Below are 25,086 nucleotides of genomic sequence, written 5' to 3' on the forward strand. Positions count from 1 at the left end.
TTTAGTTGTTAATCTTGGTTCAAAAATTGTTCCAAACTCACTAAATCTGGGATATTAACACTTCTGGCTTTACTTCCCTCGAACGGACCAACAATACCAGCAGCTTCTAATTGGTCAATAATTCTTCCCGCTCTGTTATAACCTAATTTAAGTTTTCTCTGTAATAAAGAGGCAGAACCTTGCTGAGCCGTTACAATAACCTCTGCAGCTTCTTTAAAAAGTTGGTCTCTCTCACTTACATCTATGTCTAGGTTAGAGCCACCTTCTTCTCCAACATATTCTGGTAAAAGGTAAGCGTCTGGGTAGGCTTTTTGTGAACCAATATAATCGGTTAGTTTTTCTACCTCAGGTGTATCTACAAAGGCACATTGTACCCTTACTAAGTCATTTCCTTGGGTATAAAGCATATCTCCTCTACCAATTAATTGATCCGCACCTTGACCATCTAAAATAGTACGTGAGTCAATTTTAGAGGTTACCCTAAAGGCAATTCTAGCTGGGAAGTTAGCTTTAATAATACCTGTAATAACATTTACAGAAGGTCTTTGTGTAGCAACAATTAAATGGATTCCAATGGCTCTAGCCAATTGTGCTAAACGAGCTATAGGGGTTTCTACATCTTTTCCAGCTGTCATAATTAAATCGGCAAACTCATCAATAACTAGTACAATATAGGGTAGGAACTGATGTCCATTTTCCGGATTTAATTTACGTTGCTTGAATTTTTCGTTATACTCTTTAATGGTTCTTACCGAGGCATCCTTTAAAAGATTGTATCGGTTATCCATTTCAATACACAAAGAGTTCAGGGTATGAATTACCTTAGTGTTATCGGTTATAATTGCATCTTGGCTATCTGGCAATTTCGCTAAGTAATGTCTTTCAATTTTATTGAATAAAGTAAGCTCTACTTTCTTTGGATCCACTAAAACAAATTTCACTTCTGCAGGGTGTTTTTTGTATAGTAAAGAAGTTAGAAGAGCATTTAAACCTACCGATTTACCTTGACCTGTTGCACCTGCCATTAATAGATGGGGCATTTTAGCTAAGTCAACTACAAAAGTTTCATTGGAAATTGTTTTTCCAAGTGCCACAGGTAGTTCCATTTCAGCATTTTGAAATTTAGGAGAGCTAATGACACTTTTCATTGAAACGATCGAAGGATTAGTATTAGGTACCTCAATACCAATGGTTCCTTTTCCAGGTATAGGAGCAATAATACGAATTCCTAATGCTGCTAAAGAAAGAGCGATATCATCCTCTAAGTTTTTAATCTTCGAGATTCTCACTCCAGCCTCAGGAACAATTTCATATAGAGTTACTGTAGGACCAACGGTTGCTTTAATTTTAGCAATGTCAATTTTGTAGTTCTTTAAAGTTTCTACAATGTTGTTTTTATTGGTCTCTAGTTCCTCTTGGTTTATAGTAATACTCGAGTTACCATATTCTTTTAATATTTCAATCGATGGAAATTTATAATTGGCTAACTCCAAAGTAGGGTCAAACTCACCAAAGTCTTGAACTAGTTTTGAAGCTAAGTTCTCCTCTAAGGTTTGTTCTTCTACAGGAGCTTGGATTTCAAACTCTTCATGGTGGGGTTCCACTTCAAGTTTTGCTGAAATAGAAGAGTTGTTATCCAAAGAAAGCTCTAAATCCATCACAATGTTTTGTTGCTCTTGTGTAGGAGCGATTTCTAGCTCTTGGGCTTGTGTAGGTTCTTGCTCTTGTGTAGGTTCACTTTGTTGGGATTGAGTTTGGTCTGTGGACTCCTCTACAACAGGTGTTGACTTGCTTACAGGCTCTACAGGAGTAGTAGTAGCAACATTTGTTGGATTGCTCTGTTTTGTATCTTGTAGGGGTTTGTCTTTAAAATCATTATGACCTTGCTTTCCTTTGGCAATAAGTTTTAATATATAGGCTTTAATTGAATCAATAGTAGCCTTCATCTTTTGAGGAGATGGTTTAAAACGGAACAAAATAAATGCCACGCTTAAAAATATAATAACTAATAAAGTACCAAATACACCAAGGTAGTCTACTAAGTAGTCGTTGATTTCAAAACCAACACTTCCTCCAAGTAATGGGTTTTTGGCTGCGAAAAAACCAAAGAAAACACTTAAAAGTAACATTAGGGTTAAGTCCCAGAAAATTACATTTTTGATTCTTTTACTTTGTACGCCAAAAATACCATATATACCAGTATGAATTAAAATGATTGGAATAAGAAAAGCTGCAATTCCAAAACCTTGGTAAATTAATATATGCGAGATCCATACGCCAAATTTCCCCGTTTTGTTTACTACCTCTACTTCTCTTTGTCCTAAGTCGTGTAAGTTACTTTGGTCTATTTCTCCAGTATTAAAATAAGAGATCAAACTAATAGTTAGTAAGATACCACAGGTAATAAGTAGTAATTGGAATAAGAATTTAGTTTTAAATAAGGAGGTGTTATATTTTGGAGTAGCCTCCACTTTAGGTTTAGCTTTTGTTTGGCTGGTCTTATTATCTTTTTTCATTGTTGCTTTTATAACTAAAAGGGAATAGGGATTTTGGTTTTTTGTATTAAAACTAGAATACTGTTATTAATAGTTTTTAAAAGAATAATTACATCCTAGAAAATGCCATCAATAACAGTATAATACCTTATTTGTAAACTATTTTAAAGCCTCTAATGCTTTTTGATAGTTTGGTTCATTCGCTGTTTCGCTTACTTGTTCTGTGTAGATTACACGGTGGTTTTCATCTAAAACTACAATGCTTCTAGAAAGAAGTCCTTTTAATGGACCGTCAGTAAAGATAAGTCCGTAGTCTTTTCCAAATTGTCCATCTCTAAAATCAGAGAGCATTTCTACATTCTCAATGTTTTCTGCACCACAAAAACGTGCTTGTGCAAAAGGTAAATCGCGAGAAATACATAGAACTACTGTGTTTTGTAAAGCAGCTGCATCTTGGTTGAAATGTCTAACAGACATTGCACATGTAGGAGTATCCACACTTGGAAAGATATTAAGAACAACTTTCTTTCCTTTATAGTTAGATAAGTTTTTATCTTCTAATGTAGTAGATACTAAATCGAATTCTGGAGCTTGGCTTTGTAAAGCTGGAAGTTCTCCAATTGTGTGAATAGGATTGTTTTTTAATGTTACTTGAGCCATAATTTTTAGTTTTAATACAAAACAAAAATAGACAAAATTTACTAGATTAACCTCTTAAAAACAGCTATAAATATTCGCAATTCCCTAAAATCAACATAAAAGTAATGCCATAGTTAACAAAGAGAGAGTAAAAATATTTACCTGCCTTAGAAGGGCTTGATTTTTCCTATATGTTGTATTTTACATTTTCGCTTGGTAAATACAATACTTCATAGAAATTTTTGTTGTGAATTTTAGATAATTTGCTTTCCAGCTGATAGGCTAGAGTACAGGCTAGGGTAGAAGTAGAGGTATACTTTGACTAATTCGTTTAAAAAGTAGCAGAAGCAAAAAGGGACTATCTTTTAAAGACAGTCCCTTTTAGGTATTGTTTTGGCTAAAAGCCAGGATTATTTATCAATAGACCCTAGTACTCTTTTCATAAAAGCGTTTAAAGCTTCTTTTTGTGTAGCACCTTCTTTGATCATTTTTTGAACCTCTAAGGCTCCATACATATTTGAAATAAGCTCTCCAATTACGTCTAATTCTTCATCTTTTAAAGATGGAACTTCACATAAGTTTTCAAGAACTTCAATTGTTTCAATAATATAATCTTGATCGTTTTGCTCAATAAATTGAGTCAAATGTTTTATTACTGGTAATTTCATTGCTTATAAACTTAAATGTTAAGCTAGTTTCTCTACTAATTCGTTTAGAACTTCTGCTTTATTTGTTTGTGTTTGTTCAACTAATTTACCATCCACAAAGATAGCAAACGTTGGTAGATTGGTAACCTCTGCTAATTTTCTTGACTCTGGAAATTTCTCAGCATCCGCGATAATAAACGTGATGTCTTCTTTTTCCGTTGACAGTTTTTTAAACTTAGGTTTCATAATTCTACAGTTACCACACCATGTTGCAGAGTACTGAACTACTACTTTGTTATTTGAGTTTACAAGTTCTTGTAAATTATCTTGATCTAATTCTAAAAGCATATTATTTTGATTTTAAGGTTACTAATACTACTACGATTTACTATTAAAGTGCGTAATTGTATCTTAGTGTTTGCTTAAGTATTCAGCAACACCTGATCTGTTAGCATTCATTGCGTCTTTTCCTTCTTCCCAGTTTGCAGGACAAACTTCTCCAAAGTTTTGAACGTGAGCATAAGCATCAATTAATCTTAAGTACTCATTTACGTTTCTACCTAATGGCATATCGTTTACTGATTCGTGGAAAATTTTTCCAGTCTCATCAATTAAATAAGTAGCTCTGTAAGTTACATTTGATCCTTGAACGATAACTGTATCTAATTCTGCATCATATTCTTCTGATTCGATATCTAAAATACCTAATACTGAAGATAAGTTTCTTTGAGTATCAGCGATAAGTGGGTAAGTTACACCTTCGATTCCACCGTTGTCTTTTGCAGTGTTTAACCAAGCAAAGTGTACTTCGTTTGTATCACAAGATGCTCCAATAACCATTGTGTTTCTTTTTTCGAATTCACCTAAAGCTTCTTGGAAAGCGTGTAATTCTGTAGGACAAACGAAAGTAAAATCTTTCGGGTACCAGAATAATAATACTTTTTTATTGTTTTTTGTAGCTTCTTCGAAAATGTTGATTCTTAAATCGTCACCCATTTCTGAAATTGCATCAACTGTAATGTTTGGAAATTTTTTACCTACTAAAGACATAATTATTGTTTTAAAGTTATTATATGTTTCTTGTTATTTTCTATTGCAAATCTATCACCAAATAAGTCAAATTAAAATCAAAAGCCATTATTTGTTTTTATTTGAGTATAAGTTTTTCTTATAGTGTCTCTCTTGTGACTATAAGATAGCTTTATAGTGGTTAGTGTCTCACAATGGTCTAAATATACAACTTTAAAGTGATATGTTAAAATTATAAGGTGTTAGAGAATTGCTAATTTTTAGCTTTTATCATTCTAATTTTAAAATTTAAGGCCGCATATAATAAAGTAACAAATGGACTTAAATAGTTGAATACCGCATATGGTAAGTAGGTTAATGTTGGTATACCTAATACTCCAGCATGATAGGCTCCACATGTATTCCATGGGATAAGCACAGAGGTTACTGTACCGGAATCTTCTAAAGTTCTACTCAAGTTCTCAGGTGCTAAGCCTTTTTCCTTATATGCCTCTGAAAACATTTTACCAGGTACTACAATTGAAAGGTATTGGTCAGAAGTCATTACGTTAATTGCCAAGCAGCTTGCCACTGTACTTGCAAATAAACCAAAAACATTATTTGCTATACTAAGCAAAGAAGTAGATATCTTTCTAAGAGCTCCAATTGCCTCCATAGTTCCTCCAAAGAACATCGCACATAAAATAAGCCATACCGTATTTAGCATACTAGCCATTCCACCTGCCTCAAATAAACCATTTAAGCTTTCCATTGGAGAGACAATGCGAATATCTGTAGTTAAAGCAAGCATGATTCCCTTATATGCATTATAGTAAGAGAAGGTATCTCCTCCAGAGATAGCAAGTACAATCCCCGGTTGAAAGATTAAAGCACATATTGCTCCTAAAAGTGTTCCAATTAATAATGCGGCAATCGGTGGTACTCTTTTTACAATTAAGAAAATTACAATCAATGGCACTAAGAATAGCCAAGGGGTAATTAAGAAAGTATTAGATATTGCATTTAATGTTTCTTGTGTATTTACTTCTCCTTCTGCGCTATAGATAATTCCAAAGGCTACAAAGACTGCTAATGTTACTATATAAGTAGGTACTGTTGTATAGGACATGTATTTAATATGTGTAAAAAGATCTGTACCAGCCATAGTTGGGGCTAGGTTTGTAGTGTCAGATAAAGGAGATAGTTTATCTCCAAAATAAGCTCCTGAGATAACAGCTCCTCCGACTACTCCAAGTGGCATTCCCAAAGCGTTTCCAATACCAACAAGTGCTATACCAACAGTAGCAGAAGTAGTCCATGAACTACCTGTGGCAACCGATATAATTGAGGTGATTAAAACACATGCTGGTAGGTATATAGTTGGGTGTAATATCTTTAAACCATAGAAAATCATATTAGGGATTATACCGCTAATTAACCAAGTACCAGATAAAGCACCTACTAAAAGTAAAATGAAAATAGCGCTAGAAGTATCCCTAACATTATTGGTGATTTGAATTAAAATTTGCTCATAGGGAACTTTATTAAAAACCCCCACTGCCATTGCGATGGTTCCACCTATTAATAAAATAAATTGATTTGTACCACTAAGCGCGTCATCCCGGAATACATACACATTAACTGCAAGTAAAGCTACAAGAGCAATTACTGGAATTAAGGACTGAAATAGAGAAATCTCCCTAGGATCGGATGCATTGGTAGTATTCATTTAATCAAAAATTATTTATATTAACTGCGAATGTAAACAAATATTTTATTTAAAGACAACTCTAGTATTAGGGTGGTTTAAAATTGTCTTAAAATTTTAGATGTATTATATTGATTTTTAAAAAGTTGGTATTTTTTATCGTTTTTATTTAAATTTTCTTTACTTAAAAAACGGATAGTTCAAAAAAAATAGACTATATTTACTACATTGTATCGAATATCAGAATATTCTGTGTTTTAAGTTTAACATCAAATTATTTTGTTGTACAGATATAAATTATTGTTGTAAGATGTTTAGAGCATCGCTAAGAGCTACTTATAAAAAAAATAAGTAGCTTTTTTTATTTGTGGACTTTATCTTTGTGGTATAAAAATTTAATTTTATTATGATTGTAAGGGAGAAAACACATGTTTTCAAAATGCTCTTTGCTTGGAAGGGATCTGTTTTATATAAAATAGGACCTACTCTTATCGCCGTGTTTATTTTTTCTTGGCTTGTTTATATAGCTAGAATGTATTTTCCAGATATTATTATTCCTCTGAACATAGGTGCATTTACTTTAATAGGGATTTCTCTGGCAATTTTCTTGGCTTTTTGTAATAATGCTGCCTATGATAGGTTTTGGGAAGGACGAAAGGCTTGGGGTAGTTTAGTTATTCATACTAGGTCAATTGGTTTTCAAATTTTAAACTATCTTCCAAGTAAAACCAAGGAAGATAAAGAGACACAAAAAGAAGCTGTTAAAATTGTAATTGCTTTTTGTTATGCCTTAAATTACCAATTAAGGGAAAAGAATGATTATAGTAAATTGCAAAATTTACTTTCTCAACAGGTCTATGAGAAAATGCTTACTATGCGTTTTAAACCAGCTTATTTACTGCATGAATTAACTGCTTTAATTGCTAAAAGTTGTAAGGAAGGTAAAATAGATACCATTACTCAGGCTAGAATAGATCAAAATATAGACCAGCTATCTATTATATTGGGAACTTGCGAGAGAATCGTACATACAAAAATTCCATTTGTATATTTTGTAATGTTACATAGAACTGTTTATATCTATTGTTTTTTATTACCCTTTGGACTCATAAATCTAATTGTATGGACAATGCCATTTATTGTGACTTTTGTAGCCTATACTTTTTTAGGTTTAGATTCAGTGGTTGATGAGATAGCGGAGCCTTTTGGAGAAGAGCCCAATGATTTAGCACTGGATCAAATGTGCGCAAATATTGAGCATTCTCTATGTGAGATTACAGGCCTTGACTTACCTAAGCCCGTTGTAGCAAACAAAGATTTTATTGTCAGATAAAAAAAAGGATTATCTACTTTATTTAAAGTAAATAATCCTTTTTTTATATTTTAAAGTGTTTTCCTTCTTGATTTATGGTTTACTTGCGTAGTGTTTACCTGCTGCCACACACAGTATAACTCCAAGAGTCACGCCAATCATTAGTAATGAAATGGATTCATGTAATAAAATTGCAGCTAAGGCCATTCCAAAAAATGGTTGTAAAAGTTGCAATTGACCAACTTGAGCAATTCCTCCTTGTGCTAAACCTTTATACCAGAAGATAAAACCTACAAACATGCTGATAACTCCCATATAAAGTATTCCTATCCATCCCTGTATGTCTACTTGCCATAGGTTTTGAGGAGCCTCTAAATAAACCATTGGTAAGGATAAAGGAAGGGTAAATACTAGAGCCCAAGAAATTACTTGCCAACCTCCTAAGCTTTTAGAAAGTACAGCTCCTTTAGCATAACTCCAACCGCAAAGGATAATAGCCCCTAACATTAAGATATTTCCAATTAAATTTCCTTCACCACCTTGTAAGATGGCATAACCAACTACAAGAAGAGCTCCTATGCTTGAAAATAACCAAAATAATTTATTTGGTCTTTCTCCTGCAATAAAAACTGCAAATATTGCTGTACACATTGGAAGCATTCCTAAGAATACCAAGGAGTGAGCCGAGCTTATATGTTGCAAAGCAATAGCAGATAAGATAGGAAAACCTATCACTCCTCCTAGAGCGACAATTAAAATAGGTATAATTTGTTGTTTAGTTGGTAATTTTTCTTTGTACCTCCAAAGGCAAAAAACCGCTAATAATCCTGCTATCGCTGCCCTACATGCTGTAGCAAAAATAGGGTCAAAGTACATTACAGCCATTTTAGTAAATGGCATTGATCCGCTAAAAAGTAAAACTCCGATAAAGCCGTTTAACCATCCGCTAGAGTAAGTAGATGTGTTGTTGTTTAAGGTGGATGTATGTTCCATATTTTTATTTTTTACAAATCTACGGCAGGTTTTTTGTTAAGCACAGTCTCAGTTTTGTATATTTGTATGGACACAGTTGATAAAATATGCAAAAAACCTATTTATATATCGAGATTGCCAGCGGTTTAAAGAAATTAATCGATCAAGGTATTTTACAAGATGGGGATAAATTGCCATCTGTGCGTGTATTGTCTAAAGAATATAATATAAGTGTAAATACCGCTAAAAGGGTTTATTGGGAGTTAGAAAGTCAAAATTTAATTTACGCTAAAGCTCAAAGTGGTTTTTTTGTAAGTAGAATGGACGAGGTAGATTTACCCTTGGTGCAAGAGACAAGTCCAAGACTTAGTCCAAGTAAGTCGGCTCCTTCTGAAATTATACAAGCCGTTTATAGTGATATGGGAAATAAGGACATGACTTTATTTTCCTTTAGCGCTCCATATGGAGAGTTATTGCCAATTGCAAAGATTAAAAAGCAAATCATTCAAGCTGCTAAAATCTTGCCAAGTGCTGGTATAGATTACGAGCCAGTACAAGGGAATTTGAACTTGAGAAAAATGGTAGCTATGCGCAGTCTTTTATGGGGTGGTAATTTGAGTGAAGCAGATATTATTACCACAAATGGAGCGATGAATGCACTTGCTTTATGTCTTATGGCCATTGGTAAAGCAGGGGATACCATTGCTATTGAAAGTCCTTGTTATCCAGGAATTTTGCAATTAGCTAGTAGTTTTGGTTTAAAGGTTTTAGAGCTTCCAACGAATCCGACAACTGGTATTAAAATACAGGCTTTAAAAGATGTAATAGACAAAATTGATATTTGTCTTTTGATTAGTAATTATAATACACCCTTTGGTAGTTGTATGCCAATCGAAAACAAACAAGAGGTAGTTAAGCTTTTACACCAATATAATATACCATTAATAGAGGATGATGTATATGGAGATTTAAGCTTTTCTCAAAAGCGTCCCTTGTGCTGTAAAAGTTTTGACAAATATGATAATGTAATTTACTGTAGTTCTGCTTCCAAGACTCTTGTGCCAGGTTATAGAGTAGGGTGGATTGCACCTGGAAGGTACAAAGAGCAAATTTTACAGAAAAAACTCTTTCATTCTATCACCTCGGCTAGTATAGTGCAGGAGGCATTGGCAAATTTTTTTAAATTGGGTCTTTATGATAAACACTTGGTGAAATTGCGCAAAGATTTATACAGTAATTATTTGCGATTTGTACAAGTGATTCAGAAGCATTACCCCTTAGGTACTAAGACTTCTCGCCCTCAAGGAGGTATGGCTCTTTGGGTAGAGTTTGATCCAAGACTAGATACTACTATACTTTATAATTTAGCCATTGATAAGAAAATTAGTATTGCCCCTGGTAGAATGTTCACTCTACAGGACCAATATATGAATTGTATGCGCCTTTGTTTTGGACTTCCTTGGAATGACAAAGTAAAAAAAGATTTAATAACTCTAGGGAACTTAGCTCATGATTTATTGGGTAAGAGTTCATAAAGAAGTACTTAATTGTTGTTTTTTTTTAAGTTTTAGCTCATTACTATTATTTATAAGTCAAGAAGGTTTATTTTTGTCTTTATTCAAGGGAATTTCATTTGCCAATTTTATAGAGGTTTTACTATGTTTGATTTTCGTTTAAAAGTTTTTTATACCGTAGCAAATAGAAGCAGCTTTACAAAAGCTGCTCAGGATTTAGGTATTTCCCAACCTGCGGTAACTAAGCATATCAAAGAAATTGAGCAGCATTATCAAATAAAGCTCTTTAATAGGGGAGCAATGAAAATCAGCTTAACTCCAGCAGGGGAGCTTCTACTTCAATACGCTAGTGATATTTTTGCTTTACATAGCAAATTAGCCTTTGATATGCAGGCTATAGACGCTTTGGTAGAAGGATATTTGCGCATTGGAGCAAGTACCACTATTTCTCAATATGTTTTATCGCCTTTACTTGCAAAATTCAGAGCTAAATTAACCGATGTTCAAGTAGATATAACCTCGGATAATAGTAGTATTATCGAACACTTACTCCTGGATAATCGCTTAGATGTAGCTTTGGTGGAAAACAGTAGTAGAAATCCACAAATTAAGTACCAAGACTTGGTGCAAGATGAGATTGTTTTGGTGTGTAGAACGGATAATCCTTACGCACAAAGTGATTTAATAAGTCCAAAAGATCTATTGAAACTATCTTTTTTATTAAGAGAGAAGGGATCTGGAACCTTAGATATAGTAAGAGAGAATTTAGAAAGGGTAGGTATAGATATAAGAGATTTAACCTGTGAGATGAACTTTTCATCTACCGAAAGTATTAAAATGTATTTGATGCATTCCAATAGTTTTGCTTTCTTATCCATACATGCTATTTTAAAAGAATTAAAATACAAAGAACTTCGCGTGGTGGATATTGCCTCGTTGAAAATTATGCGCAGCTTCAGTGTTATTGAACTGCAAGGTCAGAGTAATTCCATAGTAAATATGTTTGTACAGTTTGCAAAGAGTTATAACTTTAAGTTATAAAGGATAACTATTTTGTATGAAAAAAGAACTTTGAACTAGCGTAAATTTGCGTTTTAAATCAAATCTTTTTTATGTTTTTTCGCTCCAGACTTTTTTCAAAAATAGTTTTTATCTTCCTTTTAATTCTTTGTTTTTTTCCATTTGTAAGTCCTGGGCTAGCTCTTTTTATGGGAGTGATTTATGCTCAAATAGGCAAACATCCTTTTTTAGAGTATACCACTAAATACACAAGCGTATTACTTCAGGTATGTATTGTGGCTCTTGGATTTGGAATGAATCTTCAAAGTGTATACAAAAGCAGTATGCAGGGCTTAACTTTAACTCTACTAACCATTGTACTAGTATTTGTGTTGGGGTATGTTTTGGGCCGTATTTTGAAATTGGATAAGAAGTTATCCTATCTTATTAGCAGTGGAACAGCAATTTGTGGAGGAAGTGCTATAGCTAGTATTTCTCCTGTAATTAAAGCCTCGAGTAAAGATATTTCTTTGGCCCTTGGCGTAGTTTTTATCTTAAATGCTATTGCCCTTTTTGTCTTTCCTATTTTAGGGCATTATTTTGCCATGAGCCAGGAAGATTTTGGCCTTTGGTGTGCAATTGCTATTCACGATACAAGTAGCGTGGTTGGAGCAGCTAAGAGTTATGGTGCTCAAAGTTTAGAGGTAGCCACTACAGTAAAGCTTTCTAGAGCTTTGTGGATTATACCCCTTACTTTTTTATCCATGCTATTCTTTAAGAATAAAAACGCTAAGATTAAAATTCCTTATTTTATTGTGTTTTTTGTAGTAGCCATTATTTTAAATACTTATGTAGGCTTTGTCTCTATTGTTAGCCCGGCTATTACCTATACAGCAAAACTTCTTTTAGGGGTTACACTTTTTTTAATAGGAAGTAATTTGCGTTATAAAGATCTTTTACAAGTGGGCATAGCTCCTTTGCTTTTGGCTATTGGTTTATGGATAGTGGTAAGTGTGTTTTCTTTGGTATATATTTTATACTAAAACTAGCCTTAACTACCATAGAAAAAGCCCAATAGTATGCTATTGGGCTTTAGTATATTATGTTAGAAAGTCAACAAGATTATACTTGTAAAATTCCTAAATTAAATTTCTTTTCAATAGGCGAATGATCTGCCGCTTCAATCCCCATTGAGATCCATTTACGCGTGTCTAATGGGTCAATAATAGCATCTGTCCATAAACGTGCAGCTGCGTAGTAAGGAGAGACCTGATCGTCATATCTAGCCTTTATTTTATCGTGTAGTTTTTCTTCTTGCTCCTTGGTTAATTCCTCTCCTTTTGCCTTTAAGGAAGAAGCTTCGATTTGAGTTAGTACTTTAGCAGCTTGAGAACCTCCCATTACGGCTAATTCAGCACTTGGCCAAGCGAAGATTAAACGTGGATCGTAGGCCTTTCCACACATAGCGTAATTTCCTGCTCCATAGGAATTTCCTACAACAACAGTGAACTTAGGCACTACAGAATTGGAAACAGCATTCACCATTTTAGCTCCATCTTTTATAATTCCTCCATGCTCGCTTTTACTACCAACCATAAAGCCTGTTACATCTTGTATAAATACTAAAGGGATTTTCTTTTGGTTACAATTTGCAATAAAACGAGTTGCTTTGTCTGCCGAGTCACTGTAAATTACTCCACCGAACTGCATTTCTCCTTTGGCATTTTTAACTACTTTTCTCTGATTTGCAACAATTCCTACTGCCCAACCATCTATACGAGCATAAGCTGTAATGATGCTTTGGCCGTAGTCTTTTTTGTACTCTTGTATTTCAGAGTTATCCACTAAGCGCTCAATGATCTGGTACATATCATATTGCTCTTGTCGAGATTTTGGTAATATTCCATAAATATCCTGTGGATCTAAAGCTGGTTTAATTGGTTTTACTCTGTTGAATCCAGCTTTTGTGAAGTCACCAATTTTACCTATCATGTTTTTTATAGTGTCTAGGGCGTCTTTATCGTCTTTTGCTTTATAGTCCGTTACCCCAGAGATACTACAATGCGTAGTTGCTCCACCTAGTGTTTCATTGTCAATGCTTTCGCCAATGGCAGCTTTAACCAAATAGCTTCCAGCTAGGAATATACTTCCTGTTTTATCTACAATTAAAGCCTCATCACTCATAATTGGCAAATATGCTCCTCCAGCTACACAACTTCCCATTACTGCAGCAATTTGAGTAATACCCATACTACTCATAATGGCATTGTTTCTAAATATTCGGCCAAAATGTTCTTTGTCTGGAAATATTTCATCTTGTAAAGGCAAGTAAACTCCAGCACTATCTACCAAATAAATAATTGGCAAATTGTTTTCCATGGCAATTTCTTGGGCTCTTAGGTTCTTTTTTCCAGTCATTGGGAACCAAGCTCCTGCTTTAACCGTTGCATCATTGGCCACAACAATACACTGTTTATTGCTGATGTAGCCTATTTTTACTACCACTCCGGCGCTAGGACATCCACCGTGTTCACTATACATATCCAAAGCAGCTAAAGCGCCAATTTCAATACTAGGAGCATCTTTATCTAAAAGGTAGTCAATTCGTTCTCTAGCACTTAATTTACCTTGCTGATGTAATTTTTCTAATCTTTTCTGCCCTCCACCAAGTTTAACTTTGGCTAACTTTGACTTTAATCCGGAAAGAAGTAACTTATTATGGTCTTCGTTTTTATTGAAATTTAAATCCATATTTTACGCGAATATTTATGTATCTTTAATAACGTTTTCGCTAATGTACAAAATAAAGTAGTAGTTAAAGTATACCTACTAACAATAAATTCTAATGAATATTTTACATTAAGCTAACATTAGGTAAATAATTGTTATTACTTTTGCCCACGTTTCACATAACATTTATTATAGATGTCACTAAATAACATTTTTCAATTTTTAGTACCAAAGGATAAAGTGTTTTATCCTTTGTTTGAGCAAGCTTCAACAAAGTTGGTGTTGCTTTCAAAAACATTACATGAGGCTGTAAATGCTCCAAGTAAAGAAAGAGAAAAGATGCTCAAGCAAGTTGAGAATCTTCAACATGAGATAGAAGAGTTAACCCAAAAAACAAGGGTAGAGTTAGTTAAGAACTTTATTACTCCTTTTGACAGAGAGGATATCTATAACTTAATGACAGCTGTAGATCAAGTAGCGGATAACTTAGCCGATGCTGCTTCTAGAATGCGTCTTTATCAAATTGATAAAATTACTAAAGCCCTTAGAAAACTAACCGAAGCTAACTTAGACGCTTGTAGTGAAGTGAGTAGAGGTTTATTAGAGTTAAAGAACTTGAAAAATTTACAGCTTTTAAGTGAGGTATGTAAGAATATTGTACGCTTAGAACGTAAAGCAGATAAGGTTTTCGATAAAGCGGTTTTAGATATTTTCGAAAATGAGTGTGATGCCATTGAGATTATAAAATACAAGGAGGTAATGGCTTCTTTAGAGAGTGCCACTGATAGTTGTAAAGATGTTGCCAATGTATTGGAAACAATCACAGTAAAATATTCTTAATTTTCAGGAAGCGTTTTTTATGGAGTTTTTTACAGAATTGTTAACTAGTCAAAGTGGAATAATGCTAATCATTATTATCATTTTAGCCTTAGGGTTTGACTATATTAACGGATTTCACGATGCGGCCAATTCCATCGCAACAATTGTTACCACTCGTGTTTTAACACCTTTTCAGGCTGTTCTTTGGGCTGCTGCCTTTAACTTTGCCGCCTATTTTATTTCTTTATACATCATAGGGGAGTTTAAAATTGGTAATACCATAGCAAAGAGTGTTAGCGAAAACTTCATTACTTTGGAGGTTATTTTTGCTGGGCTAGTAGCTGCTATTATTTGGAACTTAATCACTTGGAGATTGGGAATACCTTCTTCTTCTTCACATACTTTAATCGGTGGATTTATTGGAGCTGCATTAGCTTATGCTGGTGGCTTATCCCCTGGAGGAGAGGATGTAATTGTTTATTCTAAGGTGATTCCAATTTTCTTATTTATTTTTGGTGCCCCTTTACTAGGGATGGTTTTAGCTTATTTTATAACCATAGCCATTTTGTGGATCTGTAGAAAGAAGAACCCACATAAATGTGAAACTTGGTTTAAGCGTTTACAACTTGTTTCTTCTGCTTTGTTCTCTTTAGGACATGGGGGAAATGACGCTCAAAAGGTAATGGGGATTATTGGAGCTGCTGTAATCTTTTTCCATATTCACGTGGATCAAGACCCAGCTTATTTGCAAAGTGGAGTAGATACCTTCCAGGTTTTCGTAGAACATTGGTGGTGGGTGCCATTAGCTTCCTTCTTATTCATTGGTCTGGGTACATTATCTGGAGGATGGAAAATTGTAAAGACAATGGGGTCTAAGATTACTAAAGTAACTCCTTTAGAGGGAGTAGCAGCAGAAACTGCTGGAGCATTTGCCTTGTATATTACAGAGCACTTCGGAATTCCAGTATCTACCACCCATACCATTACTGGGTCTATTATTGGAGTAGGTATCACCAAAAGAGTCTCTGCGGTTCGATGGGGAGTAACTATTAACTTACTTTGGGCTTGGATACTTACTATCCCTGTTTCGGCTGTATTAGCCATGATAGTATTTTATCTAATTCGCTTAATTACCCACTAATATATAATACAATACATTAGTTTTTGTAGGGGATAACTCTACAAAATAAGCACAATAGTAAAAACACCAAAGAGCAAAATACTTTTGCTCTTTGGTGTTTTTTTTTACTAGTAAAGATAAACCTTACTTAAAAGGCGTTGATAAATAAAAAAGTGATATGGATACCCAAAATAATTTCACGTAGAGTAAAAGAAGTGACTTGGGATGTTTTTTCTTTAACTAAAAGCTTTATATTTGTTGTAGTGTATAGGTGGCTTTCATCCTTGAAAAGGGGTGCATGCCTTATATATAGATAACCTTTGTTGGCAAACAAGGTTTTTTTAAAGATGGGGATCTTTAAAAAAGGGGCTGGTAGGAATTCTTATCAGCCTTTGTTTTTTCGGTATAGCTGCATAGAGAAAATTGGATAAAAAAAGGTGTTTTCAACATATTGCTGAAAACACCTTTTTTTATTCTTTTTGTCCCATCATCATCAAATAGGCCTTTAAGAACTCGTCAATCTCCCCATCCATAACCGAATCAACATCGGTTGTTTCATAAGAAGTTCTCACATCCTTTACTAGTTTGTAAGGATGCATAACATAGTTTCTAATTTGAGATCCCCATTCAATTTTCTTCTTATTGGCTTCAATTTCATCTCGCATTGCTTGCTTTTTCTTTAGTTCAATTTCGTATAACTGACTCTTTAAAAGTTGCATTGCTTTGAGTTTATTGTCCAATTGAGAACGAGTTTCAGAGTTTTCAATAACAATTCCGGTAGGGTGGTGTCTAAGTCTAACAGCTGTTTCCACTTTATTTACATTTTGCCCCCCAGCTCCACTAGAGCGCATGGTTTCCCATGAAATATCCGATGTGCTAATATCAATTTGGATACTTTCATCGGCAAGTGGATAAACATACACAGAGGCAAAGGAAGTGTGCCTTTTTCCATTACTATCAAAAGGGGAGATGCGTACTAATCGGTGTACTCCGTTTTCTCCTTTTAAATAACCGAAGGCAAATTCACCATCAAACTCTAATGTTACCGTTTTTAGTCCTGCGACTTCTCCTGGTTGGTAGTTTAGTTCTTTTGGGGTAATGCCAAAATTCTCTGCCCACATTAAGTACATGCGCATTAGCATTTGTGCCCAATCACAACTCTCTGTACCTCCAGCTCCCGCCGTAATTTGAACAATAGCACTCATATTATCTCCTTCTTGAGATAACATGTTTTTAAATTCAAGGTCTTCAATAAAGCCAAGGCATTCTTGGTACTGTGTTTCCACTTCTTGAGCAGTAGCCTCACCCATGGAGAAGAATTCCATTAAAATCTCTAATTCTTCTACACTTTGTTGTGCTTGTTGGTATTGCTCTACCCATTTTTTCTTAGCCCTTAAATTTTTTACTACAATTTGTGCTTGTTCAGAGTTGTCCCAAAAATCTGGAGCAAATGTTTTTTCTTGCTCATTTTCAATCTCTATTAGTTTCTTTTCGACGTCAAAGATACCTCCTTAACGCACCAAGGCGATCAATAATGTCCTTTTGTTGTTCTGTGGTTATCATAATTTTTAATACATTTATAGGCAAAAATACTTATTCCAATTCAATTTATGGAAATTAATTTAATCAGTGATACAATAACGAAGCCTACACCGGAAATGGTGAGCTATATGCTAAAGGCAAGAGTGGGAGATGATGTGTACAAACAAGATGGTAGTACTAATGAACTAGAATTGGCTGTAGCTGAGCTGTTTGGAATGGAAGCTGCCTTATTTTTCCCTTCGGGAACTATGGCAAATCAAGTAGCTGTAAAGCTACATACCCAACCAGCAGACCAAATAATTTGTGATAAATCTTCTCATATTTATTTATTTGAAAGCGGCGGTGCTGCTTTTCATAGTGGGGTGAGTTGTGCATTAATCGATGGAGATAGAGGAAGAATTAGCCTAGAAGACATACAAAAAGTATATACTGACCCAACAAATATTCATTTTCCACAAACTTCTTTGGTGTGTTTAGAAAACACAACTAACAAAGGTGGAGGTGCTTGTTATGAGCTAGAAGAAATTGCAAAAATAGCAGAGTTCTGTAAAGCAAAGGATATTAAACTACACTTAGATGGGGCTAGACTGTGGAACGCCTTAGTTGCTAAAAGTCAGCACCCTTCTCAATTTGGTGCTTTATTTGATACTATTTCAGTTTGTTTCTCCAAAGGCTTAGGAGCTCCAATTGGTTCTGTTTTATTAGGTAGTAAAGCAGATATTCAAAAAGCAACGCGTTTGCGTAAGTTGTATGGTGGTGGAATGCGCCAAACTGGCTATTTAGCTAACGCAGCTTTATTTGCATTAAAGAATAATGTAAGTAGGTTGCAAAGGGATCATTTTAGAGCTAAGCAATTAGAGATGCTTTTAAGAAAGAAAGACTATGTTAGTGAGGTTTTACCTGTACAGACTAATATAGTGGTTTTTAAGCTGATTAAACCGGCTTATAACCAGTTGTTCTTAGATAAGCTAAAGCAAAAGAATATAGCTATTAGTGAAATGGGGCAAGGTTGGCTTAGAATGGTAACTCATTTGGATTATCGTGAGGTAATGCATGAATATGTTATGGAGACTATAAGCAATATGGTAATTTAGGATACTTAATAATAAAGTATTCTTTTAGTTGACACATTTATAGCAAGATAGAAATAATTTAAGTTTATTTTAATGTTTGGATATCAATAAAAGTAGTACTTTTGTTTAGATTAAAAATAAATAATGGAAAAGTTAAAACAGCGTTGGGGCGTAACCTCAAATTACCAAATAGTGATTATTTTAATTGTTTTTTCAATCACTGGAACAACCTCTTCTTATCTGTCAGGACCTATTTTATCCTTTTTAGGAATAGAGCGAGGAATTATGCATCCGGTACCTTACTGGATATTGTATGTAGTTTTGATTATGCCTGTATACAAAGTTTTATTAGTTTCAATTGGAACTGCATTTGGACAAAGAACATTTTTTGTGAATTTCGTTCGTAAAATGCTTCAAAGAATGAAACTAGGTTTTTTGATGCCGCAAGCTACTCCTCAAGGAGTGAAACAACGCGTTAAAGACTAAGCACTATTATTTTAAAAAAAAGTGGTACAAGGTAAATGATATTAAATGTCCTTATTTTATATTAATTCTATTGTTCCCATAAAAGACAAAGGCTGAAATACATCTGTATTTCAGCCTTTGTCTTTTATATTAAGTAGGTATTATCTTGTTTTGTGTAAGATAAATATACATGGTCTTTTGTGTAAATCAATGTTTTGTTTTTTCCACTCTTGTACACTTTTAGTTTGTATAAACTCCGTTTCCAAGGTGATATCGCAAGCCACGCATAGTAAAGTACTAGGATGTAGTATTTGACACATATCACTTAAAAGCTGGTTATTGCGGTAAGGAGTCTCAATAAATAACTGGCTTTGATCTTTGTCAAAAGAAAGTTTTTCTAATGACTTTAAAGTGCTTTTTTTGTCTGACTTATCAATAGGTAGATAACCATTAAAAGCAAAACTCTGCCCGTTCATTCCAGAGGCCATTAAAGAAAGTAAGATAGAAGAGGGGCCAACTAAAGGACGTACCCTAAGGTTGTTTTTATGAGCTAAATCTACAATTACAGCTCCAGGGTCTGCTACACCAGGACAACCGGCATCGCTCATAAGTCCGATGCTTTTACCTTGCTTTAAAGCATCGATATAAGTGGTAAGCTCCGTTTTATCGGTATGTTTGTTTAAAGGCAGTAAAACTAGCTCAGATTGCTTTTTATCCGGGCAAATACTCTTGATAAATGCTCTAGCTACTTTAGGATTTTCTACAATGAAAATATCCAACATCTCTATACAGCGTTTAACGGTTTGTGGTAAAACGTCCATAGGATTTTCTGTTGGGCCTAAGGTAATTGGAATTAAATATAAAGCTGGTTCTTTACTAGGTGATTGCATAAAAGAATGTTTTGTAAAATAAATGGGTGTAAAGGTAGGGATAAAAAAGAAAAGGAAGAAAACTGATTTTCTTCCTTTTTTATTTTGATGATTTTAAACTAGAGGCTATTATTTGACAAGCCTTATCTAATTGGTTGTAAACTTTTTCAAATCCATCGGCTCCTCCGTAATATGGGTCAGGAACCTCTGTGCCTTTTGAATCTATTACATTTAAAATCAATTCTACTTTATTTTTTTGCTCTTGGCTAACCGCTAAAGAAAGTACATCTTTATAATTTTGCTTATCCATAACATAGATTCTATCAAAATTATCAAAATCCTCTTTTGTAAATTGCCTTGCCCTTTGTTGGGAAATATCAATTTTGTTAGCAGCTGCAACAGCAATAGAGCGAGTGTCTGGTGTCTTGCCAACGTGCCATGAAGCCACCCCAGCTGAGTCTACAAATACCTTTTGTTTATCTACTTTAGATTCCAAAATACCTTGGGCTAAAGGAGATCGGCAAATGTTTCCTAAACATACCATTACTACTCTTTGTTTCATTACATATTAAATTTTAAATTAATATCGTCATGGTATTTCTTAAACTCTTTGTCTGTTTCAATTAAGTTGTCAATTGTCTTACAAGCGTGAAGCACTGTAGCGTGATCCCTTCCTCCAATTTGAGAACCAATACTAGCTAAAGAATTTTTAGTGTATTTTTTTGCAAAGAACATTGCCAATTGTCTTGCTTGAGCAATATTTCTTTTTCTTGTTTTTGAGCGTAGTACTTCTGTGTCAATTTCAAAGTAGTCCGAAACCACACTTTGAATAAAGTCAATAGAAATTTCTCTTTTTACGTTCTTAACAAACTTCTCTACTACTTGTCTAGCTAGATCTAAAGTAACTTCTCTTTTGATAAAAGAAGACTGAGCGATTAAAGAAATAATAGCTCCTTCTAGCTCACGAATATTAGAAGTTACGTTTTGAGCCACGTAATCAATAATTTCTTTTGGCATTTGTACACCATCTCGGTATAAGATGCTTTCCATAATCTTAGAACGCGTCTCAAAATCTGGGTGAGAAATCTCTGCAGATAATCCCCATTTAAAACGAGATAATAATCTTTGCTCAATATCTTGCATATCCACTGGAGCTTTATCCGATGTAAGGATAACTTGTTTTCCGTTTTGGTGCAAGTGGTTAAAAATGTGAAAGAACACATCCTGTGTTCCATTTTTACCCGATAAGAATTGTATGTCATCTACTATTAAAACATCAATTAATTGATAGAAGTAGATAAAGTCATGTCTTGTGTTCTTTTTTACCGAGTCAACATACTGTTGGGTGAAAACTTCTGCTGAGATATACAATACTGTTTTCTCTGGGTAGATTTCTTTGATTTCCACACCAATGGCCTGTGCAAGGTGAGTCTTTCCTAAACCAACTCCACCAAAGATAAGTAAAGGGTTAAAGGAAGTACCTCCAGGTTTGTTAGCTACTGCTAAACCAGCCGAACGAGCAAGTCTATTGGAATCCCCTTCTAAGAAATTATCAAAAGAATAATTTGTGTTTAGTTGGGATTCAATTTTTACGTTGCGAATTCCAGGAATGATAAAAGGGTTTTTTAGTTCCGGATTCTTGTTTTGAATTGGAACGTCTAACTCTTGTGGTTTTACTGGACTTCTATGTGTGCTTGGTAATTGCTCTGTAAAAGGTTGCTTAGTAGATTGACTACTCTCCATTTGGATTTTGTACAATAACTTCGCATTTTGTCCTAATTCTTTAATTAGGGCAACTTTTAAGATTTTAACGTAGTGCTCTTCCAACCACTCGTAAAAAAACTTACTTGGTACTTGAATACACAATTCATTATCATTGACTAATTCAATTGCCCTAATAGGCATGAACCAAGTCTTGAAGGCTTGTTCTTGAATGTTGTCCTTAATGAATTCGAGACAATTGTTCCATACAGATTCAGCTGTCATATTCGTATATTCACGCATTATTGGTTAGAATTAAAAAAACAGTTACTATTTTTGAGTGATATTTGACACGCCCTGAAAAGGGGTATCTGATTTCAGAGGACAAATATGTGAACAAATTTCGGGATAAAAAAATTTTTAAACCATTGTATAAATCAAAAAAAAATGGTAGGTAGTATAAAAAAACAAACAAACAAGTAAAACTAAGTAGTAATGAAAACATTTGAAACAAAAGTTAGAGTACGATATGCAGAAACCGACAAAATGGGAGTGGTTTATCATGGAAATTACGCCCAATACTTTGAGATAGGGAGAGTTGAGTGGCTGAGAAACCTAGGAATTTCCTATAATCAGATGGAAAAAGATGGAGTTATGCTCCCTGTGGTTAGTTTATCGATGAATTATAAGCGTCCTGCCACTTATGATGATGTGTTAAGTATTCGTACAATTCTAAAAAGTTGCAGTGGCGTGAAAATAGAATTCGATTATGAAATATTTAACCAAGATGGGAATCTATTAACAACAGCAAATTCCATTTTGGTGTTTGTCGATGCTAACACTTCTAGGCCAATTAGTGTTCCAGATTTTATTCAGCAAAAATTAGAAGGGATTATTTAAGGTTTTTTTCTTTGCTAAAGTCTTTAACATATTTTAAAAAAAAGTTTATATTTGAACTAAAGCAAAAAAAACATGAAACAAGTCAATTGGCTAATTGCCATAATGGGATTATTTACTATCACAAGTGTAGCACAACAAAGAAGTTCAATCGATGGCCGTATTCGGCTATTTGATGGTACTACAACTTTGGTAGAGGTATTTAATAAACAAACCAAAGAAAAGATCAATAGTGATGTTACCGGGTATTATATGATTAATGCTGCTGTGGGGGACACTTTGCGATTTTCGAGCGCTAAAAGTACCGTATCTCATTATGTGGTTGGTCCAGAAGATTTAACCCAAGGAAGGGTAAATGTTGTTTTAGTAAAAAAAGGACAAAGCTTAGAGGAGATCGTAATTATTAAAAAGGATTTTGGTCCAAATTTCTTTGATTTAACTCCTCAACAAAAATTATCTCAGGCAGAATTAAATTACAAAGTGAATAATACTTTAACCACTGCTATGCCTAACGGGAACGTTGGGATTAACATTGGGGCTTTAATTAATTTGTTCAACGGTAAGCGCAAAGCCGATAAACAGGCTATTGCTTACGAGAAAATGGAATTGATGATCAATAATTTAGTTGACGTTTATCCTAGAGAAGAATTAGTTCAAGAGCTAAATATGCCAGAAGAGTTTTTAGAAGGGTTTTTAGTTTATTTGGTGAATCAACCTGATTTCGCTCAAATTCCAATCACTCATGATCCTGGCTACTTACTTTATTTAGCTGGTCATTATGAAGGCTTTTTAGATTTTATTCAACAAGAGTAGTAAAAAGAATACTTTATTAAAATAAAATGCGCGCCTTATTATAAGGCACGCATTTTATTTTAATATTCTTCCATGTCTGGAGTAAGTACTTTCACCTCGTAATAAGGTACAAAGCTTTCCATGGCTTGCTGGTATTCACTTTGACGAATGCTTAATTCGATTTCACAGCTCATGTGCATGTTCTGGTTGACGATGTTTAAGTTTTTCTCCTTTATAACTCGCATAACATTATTCATGTCTTTGTAATCAAATCGTACCTTAAAGTGACTATCAATGGTCTTTTCTATTATGATAGCTTCTTCTAAGGCCATTTGGGCTGCTGCTCTATAGGCGGTTATTAAACCTCCAACTCCTAGCTTAACTCCTCCAAAGTAACGAACCACTACTACTAGAACATCAGTAAGTTCAAAAGATTGAATCTGTCCATGAATAGGAGCTCCAGCTGTATTGCTAGGTTCTCCATCGTCATTTACTCTATAATACACCGTTTGAGCGCCTGTTTGAAAGGCATAACACCAATGCCTAGCATTATAGTGTTCTTTTTTAATCTGTTCTATAATATCCTTTACCTGGGATTCTTCTTGTATTGGAAAAGCATAAGCAAAGAATTTGCTGTTTTTCTCCTTATATAATACCTCAGGGGTTGGTTTTTCTATGGTTTTATAACTATCTATTTGTGTACTCATTTTATCTTGTTAGTATATCTAAGGTATCTTCTAAGATATGGCGTCTTTGATGATTTGAAAAATTATTTATTTTGGGGGCTATGTGCCCATTTTCTAAATAGCTTTGGGAGGTGAAAATTCTAGCCTGGTCCCAAAGGTTTAAGTCAATAAAACTTTGAAGAGTTTTACTTCCTCCCTCAATAACAAGGGACATGATCTTCTCTTTATATAATACCTCGCAAATTTGCTGGGCTAAGTTGTCTTGGAAGTTAAGGTGGTATACACTTAAACTGTCATGACTTTTTAAGTTTTGGTTTTCTGTAAAGCAAATGGTTCTACTGTTGTTATCGTTTATAGCAAAACTCGAATCAATGACTCCTTTGCGATCGATGTATATTCTAATTGGATTATCTCCATACCAATCTCTAGTGGTTAAAGAAGGGTTATCCTCTAAAACGGTATTGGTTCCAACTAAAAAAGCAACTTCCTGACTTCTGTATTTATGTACTAATTGTTTGCTATAGGTATTGCTAATCCAAACAGGACTTTGATGGTCCTTTTCTAAAGGAGCAATGTACCCATTATAGGTTTGAGCCCACTTTAAAATAATATAGGGACGTCTTTTATTTAAAAAAGTAAAAAAGCGAATATTACTGTCTTGACACTCTTTTTCTAAAACACCAACAGTTACTTCAATACCTGCTTGTTTTAATTTTTGTATGCCTTTGCCATGTACACTTGCAAATGGATCAATGGTTCCAATAACTACTCTAGGGATTTGCATCTTTACGATTAAATCCGCACATGGAGGAGTTTTGCCATGGTGGCTACAAGGCTCTAAGGTTACATAAAGAGTACTTTGTTTAAGAAGTTCTTTGTCCTTTACTTTGTCAATGGCATTTACCTCGGCGTGTTTACCACCATAAGGGCTAGTTGCCCCTTCTGCGATAATTTTGCCATTATGTACAATAACAGCTCCAACACCTGGGTTGGGCATTGCTTTATAAACGGCCGATTGGGCGATTTGTATAGCTCTAGAAATATATAGTGAATGTTCTTTCAAAATGGATAAAACTGTATCTTTGAACAAATTTACGA

At 34.3% G+C, this 25,086-nt stretch carries 24 protein-coding genes; 10 read left to right on the forward strand and 14 right to left on the reverse strand.

Annotation, left to right across the window (positions count from 1 at the left end):
- Positions 1-8: 8 nt before the first annotated feature.
- From ACYSNM_RS10120 to nhaC, 6 genes are all read right to left on the reverse strand, one after another.
- Positions 9-2,516 (reverse strand): DNA translocase FtsK, encoded by a 2,508-nt coding sequence (locus ACYSNM_RS10120; RefSeq protein WP_461756789.1) that lies wholly within the window; start codon positions 2,514-2,516, stop codon positions 9-11.
- Between the two features lie 138 nt (positions 2,517-2,654).
- Positions 2,655-3,155 carry a thiol peroxidase gene (gene tpx / locus ACYSNM_RS10125; protein ID WP_461756790.1) on the reverse strand — a complete coding sequence of 167 codons (501 nt, stop codon included), beginning with the start codon at positions 3,153-3,155 and terminating at the stop codon, positions 2,655-2,657.
- A 389-nt stretch (positions 3,156-3,544) separates the two neighbouring features.
- Positions 3,545-3,802, reverse strand: a complete 258-nt coding sequence (locus ACYSNM_RS10130) for a DUF6952 family protein (RefSeq protein ID WP_461754724.1) — start codon at positions 3,800-3,802, stop codon at positions 3,545-3,547.
- 18 nt (positions 3,803-3,820) lie between these two features.
- Complete coding sequence (locus ACYSNM_RS10135; protein ID WP_461754725.1) at positions 3,821-4,129, reverse strand: thioredoxin family protein; 309 nt, start codon at positions 4,127-4,129, stop codon at positions 3,821-3,823.
- A 63-nt stretch (positions 4,130-4,192) separates the two neighbouring features.
- Positions 4,193-4,831: a redoxin domain-containing protein gene (locus ACYSNM_RS10140; RefSeq protein ID WP_461756791.1), complete on the reverse strand. Its 639-nt coding sequence runs from the start codon at positions 4,829-4,831 to the stop codon at positions 4,193-4,195.
- 232 nt (positions 4,832-5,063) lie between these two features.
- Entirely contained in the window at positions 5,064-6,518 is a 1,455-nt protein-coding gene (gene nhaC / locus ACYSNM_RS10145) for a Na+/H+ antiporter NhaC (RefSeq protein WP_461756792.1), read from the reverse strand.
- Positions 6,519-6,903: 385 nt separating this feature from the next.
- Here nhaC and ACYSNM_RS10150 point away from each other — a divergent pair, with 385 nt between their 5' ends.
- The gene (locus tag ACYSNM_RS10150; protein WP_461756793.1) at positions 6,904-7,830 is read left to right on the forward strand and encodes a bestrophin family protein; all 927 of its coding nucleotides are present in this window, start codon (positions 6,904-6,906) and stop codon (positions 7,828-7,830) included.
- 72 nt (positions 7,831-7,902) lie between these two features.
- Here the strand turns inward: ACYSNM_RS10150 and ACYSNM_RS10155 are convergent, their stop codons facing one another.
- A complete protein-coding gene (locus ACYSNM_RS10155) occupies positions 7,903-8,802 on the reverse strand; it encodes a DMT family transporter (protein WP_461756794.1) in 900 nt (299 codons plus the stop codon).
- Positions 8,803-8,888: 86 nt separating this feature from the next.
- Here ACYSNM_RS10155 and ACYSNM_RS10160 point away from each other — a divergent pair, with 86 nt between their 5' ends.
- From ACYSNM_RS10160 to ACYSNM_RS10170, 3 genes are all read left to right on the forward strand, one after another.
- The gene (locus ACYSNM_RS10160; RefSeq protein ID WP_461756795.1) at positions 8,889-10,316 is read left to right on the forward strand and encodes an aminotransferase-like domain-containing protein; all 1,428 of its coding nucleotides are present in this window, start codon (positions 8,889-8,891) and stop codon (positions 10,314-10,316) included.
- Positions 10,317-10,439: 123 nt separating this feature from the next.
- On the forward strand, positions 10,440-11,336 hold the full coding sequence (locus ACYSNM_RS10165; RefSeq protein WP_461756796.1) for a LysR substrate-binding domain-containing protein: 897 nt from the start codon (positions 10,440-10,442) through the stop codon (positions 11,334-11,336).
- Between the two features lie 71 nt (positions 11,337-11,407).
- Positions 11,408-12,337, forward strand: coding sequence for a YeiH family protein (locus tag ACYSNM_RS10170; RefSeq protein ID WP_461756797.1), 930 nt, complete (start codon positions 11,408-11,410; stop codon positions 12,335-12,337).
- Between the two features lie 79 nt (positions 12,338-12,416).
- Here ACYSNM_RS10170 and ACYSNM_RS10175 read toward each other — a convergent pair whose 3' ends face one another.
- Positions 12,417-14,045 carry an acyl-CoA carboxylase subunit beta gene (locus tag ACYSNM_RS10175; protein WP_461756798.1) on the reverse strand — a complete coding sequence of 543 codons (1,629 nt, stop codon included), beginning with the start codon at positions 14,043-14,045 and terminating at the stop codon, positions 12,417-12,419.
- A 174-nt stretch (positions 14,046-14,219) separates the two neighbouring features.
- On the opposite strand from ACYSNM_RS10175, the gene ACYSNM_RS10180 reads away from it, so the two are divergent.
- Positions 14,220-14,864 (forward strand): DUF47 domain-containing protein, encoded by a 645-nt coding sequence (locus ACYSNM_RS10180; RefSeq protein ID WP_461756799.1) that lies wholly within the window; start codon positions 14,220-14,222, stop codon positions 14,862-14,864.
- A 19-nt stretch (positions 14,865-14,883) separates the two neighbouring features.
- Positions 14,884-15,984, forward strand: a complete 1,101-nt coding sequence (locus ACYSNM_RS10185; protein WP_461756800.1) for an inorganic phosphate transporter — start codon at positions 14,884-14,886, stop codon at positions 15,982-15,984.
- A 449-nt stretch (positions 15,985-16,433) separates the two neighbouring features.
- On the opposite strand, the gene prfB is transcribed toward ACYSNM_RS10185, so the two are convergent.
- A protein-coding gene (gene prfB, locus ACYSNM_RS10190) for a peptide chain release factor 2 (RefSeq protein WP_461756801.1) occupies positions 16,434-17,526 on the reverse strand; the annotation gives its coding sequence in 2 pieces (ribosomal slippage) (positions 16,434-17,462 and positions 17,464-17,526; 1,092 coding nt in all).
- A 47-nt stretch (positions 17,527-17,573) separates the two neighbouring features.
- On the opposite strand from prfB, the gene ACYSNM_RS10195 reads away from it, so the two are divergent.
- The gene (locus tag ACYSNM_RS10195) at positions 17,574-18,599 is read left to right on the forward strand and encodes a threonine aldolase family protein (protein ID WP_461756802.1); all 1,026 of its coding nucleotides are present in this window, start codon (positions 17,574-17,576) and stop codon (positions 18,597-18,599) included.
- 123 nt (positions 18,600-18,722) lie between these two features.
- Positions 18,723-19,064 carry a DUF6787 family protein gene (locus tag ACYSNM_RS10200; RefSeq protein ID WP_461756803.1) on the forward strand — a complete coding sequence of 114 codons (342 nt, stop codon included), beginning with the start codon at positions 18,723-18,725 and terminating at the stop codon, positions 19,062-19,064.
- A gap of 140 nt (positions 19,065-19,204) precedes the next feature.
- Here the strand turns inward: ACYSNM_RS10200 and ACYSNM_RS10205 are convergent, their stop codons facing one another.
- The 3 genes from ACYSNM_RS10205 to dnaA all read right to left on the reverse strand — a co-directional run bounded on the left by ACYSNM_RS10205 (position 19,205) and on the right by dnaA (position 21,916).
- Positions 19,205-19,933: an SAM-dependent methyltransferase gene (locus tag ACYSNM_RS10205; protein WP_461756804.1), complete on the reverse strand. Its 729-nt coding sequence runs from the start codon at positions 19,931-19,933 to the stop codon at positions 19,205-19,207.
- A gap of 79 nt (positions 19,934-20,012) precedes the next feature.
- Positions 20,013-20,474, reverse strand: a complete 462-nt coding sequence (locus ACYSNM_RS10210; protein ID WP_461756805.1) for a low molecular weight protein-tyrosine-phosphatase — start codon at positions 20,472-20,474, stop codon at positions 20,013-20,015.
- On the reverse strand, positions 20,474-21,916 hold the full coding sequence (gene dnaA, locus ACYSNM_RS10215; protein WP_461756806.1) for a chromosomal replication initiator protein DnaA: 1,443 nt from the start codon (positions 21,914-21,916) through the stop codon (positions 20,474-20,476). Before dnaA ends, ACYSNM_RS10210 begins: the two co-directional genes overlap by 1 nt.
- Positions 21,917-22,108: 192 nt before the next feature.
- Between dnaA and ACYSNM_RS10220 the strand changes: the two genes are divergently transcribed.
- Both ACYSNM_RS10220 and ACYSNM_RS10225 read left to right on the forward strand, forming a co-directional pair.
- A complete protein-coding gene (locus tag ACYSNM_RS10220) occupies positions 22,109-22,513 on the forward strand; it encodes an acyl-CoA thioesterase (protein WP_461756807.1) in 405 nt (134 codons plus the stop codon).
- Positions 22,514-22,585: 72 nt separating this feature from the next.
- A complete protein-coding gene (locus tag ACYSNM_RS10225; RefSeq protein ID WP_461756808.1) occupies positions 22,586-23,323 on the forward strand; it encodes a hypothetical protein in 738 nt (245 codons plus the stop codon).
- Positions 23,324-23,382: 59 nt separating this feature from the next.
- Here the strand turns inward: ACYSNM_RS10225 and ACYSNM_RS10230 are convergent, their stop codons facing one another.
- Both ACYSNM_RS10230 and ribD read right to left on the reverse strand, forming a co-directional pair.
- Positions 23,383-24,009, reverse strand: a complete 627-nt coding sequence (locus ACYSNM_RS10230) for an IMPACT family protein (protein ID WP_461756809.1) — start codon at positions 24,007-24,009, stop codon at positions 23,383-23,385.
- A 1-nt stretch (position 24,010) separates the two neighbouring features.
- Positions 24,011-25,078: a bifunctional diaminohydroxyphosphoribosylaminopyrimidine deaminase/5-amino-6-(5-phosphoribosylamino)uracil reductase RibD gene (ribD, locus tag ACYSNM_RS10235; RefSeq protein ID WP_461756810.1), complete on the reverse strand. Its 1,068-nt coding sequence runs from the start codon at positions 25,076-25,078 to the stop codon at positions 24,011-24,013.
- Positions 25,079-25,086: the final 8 nt, after the last annotated feature.

Source organism: Myroides sp. LJL116, assembly GCF_054871685.1.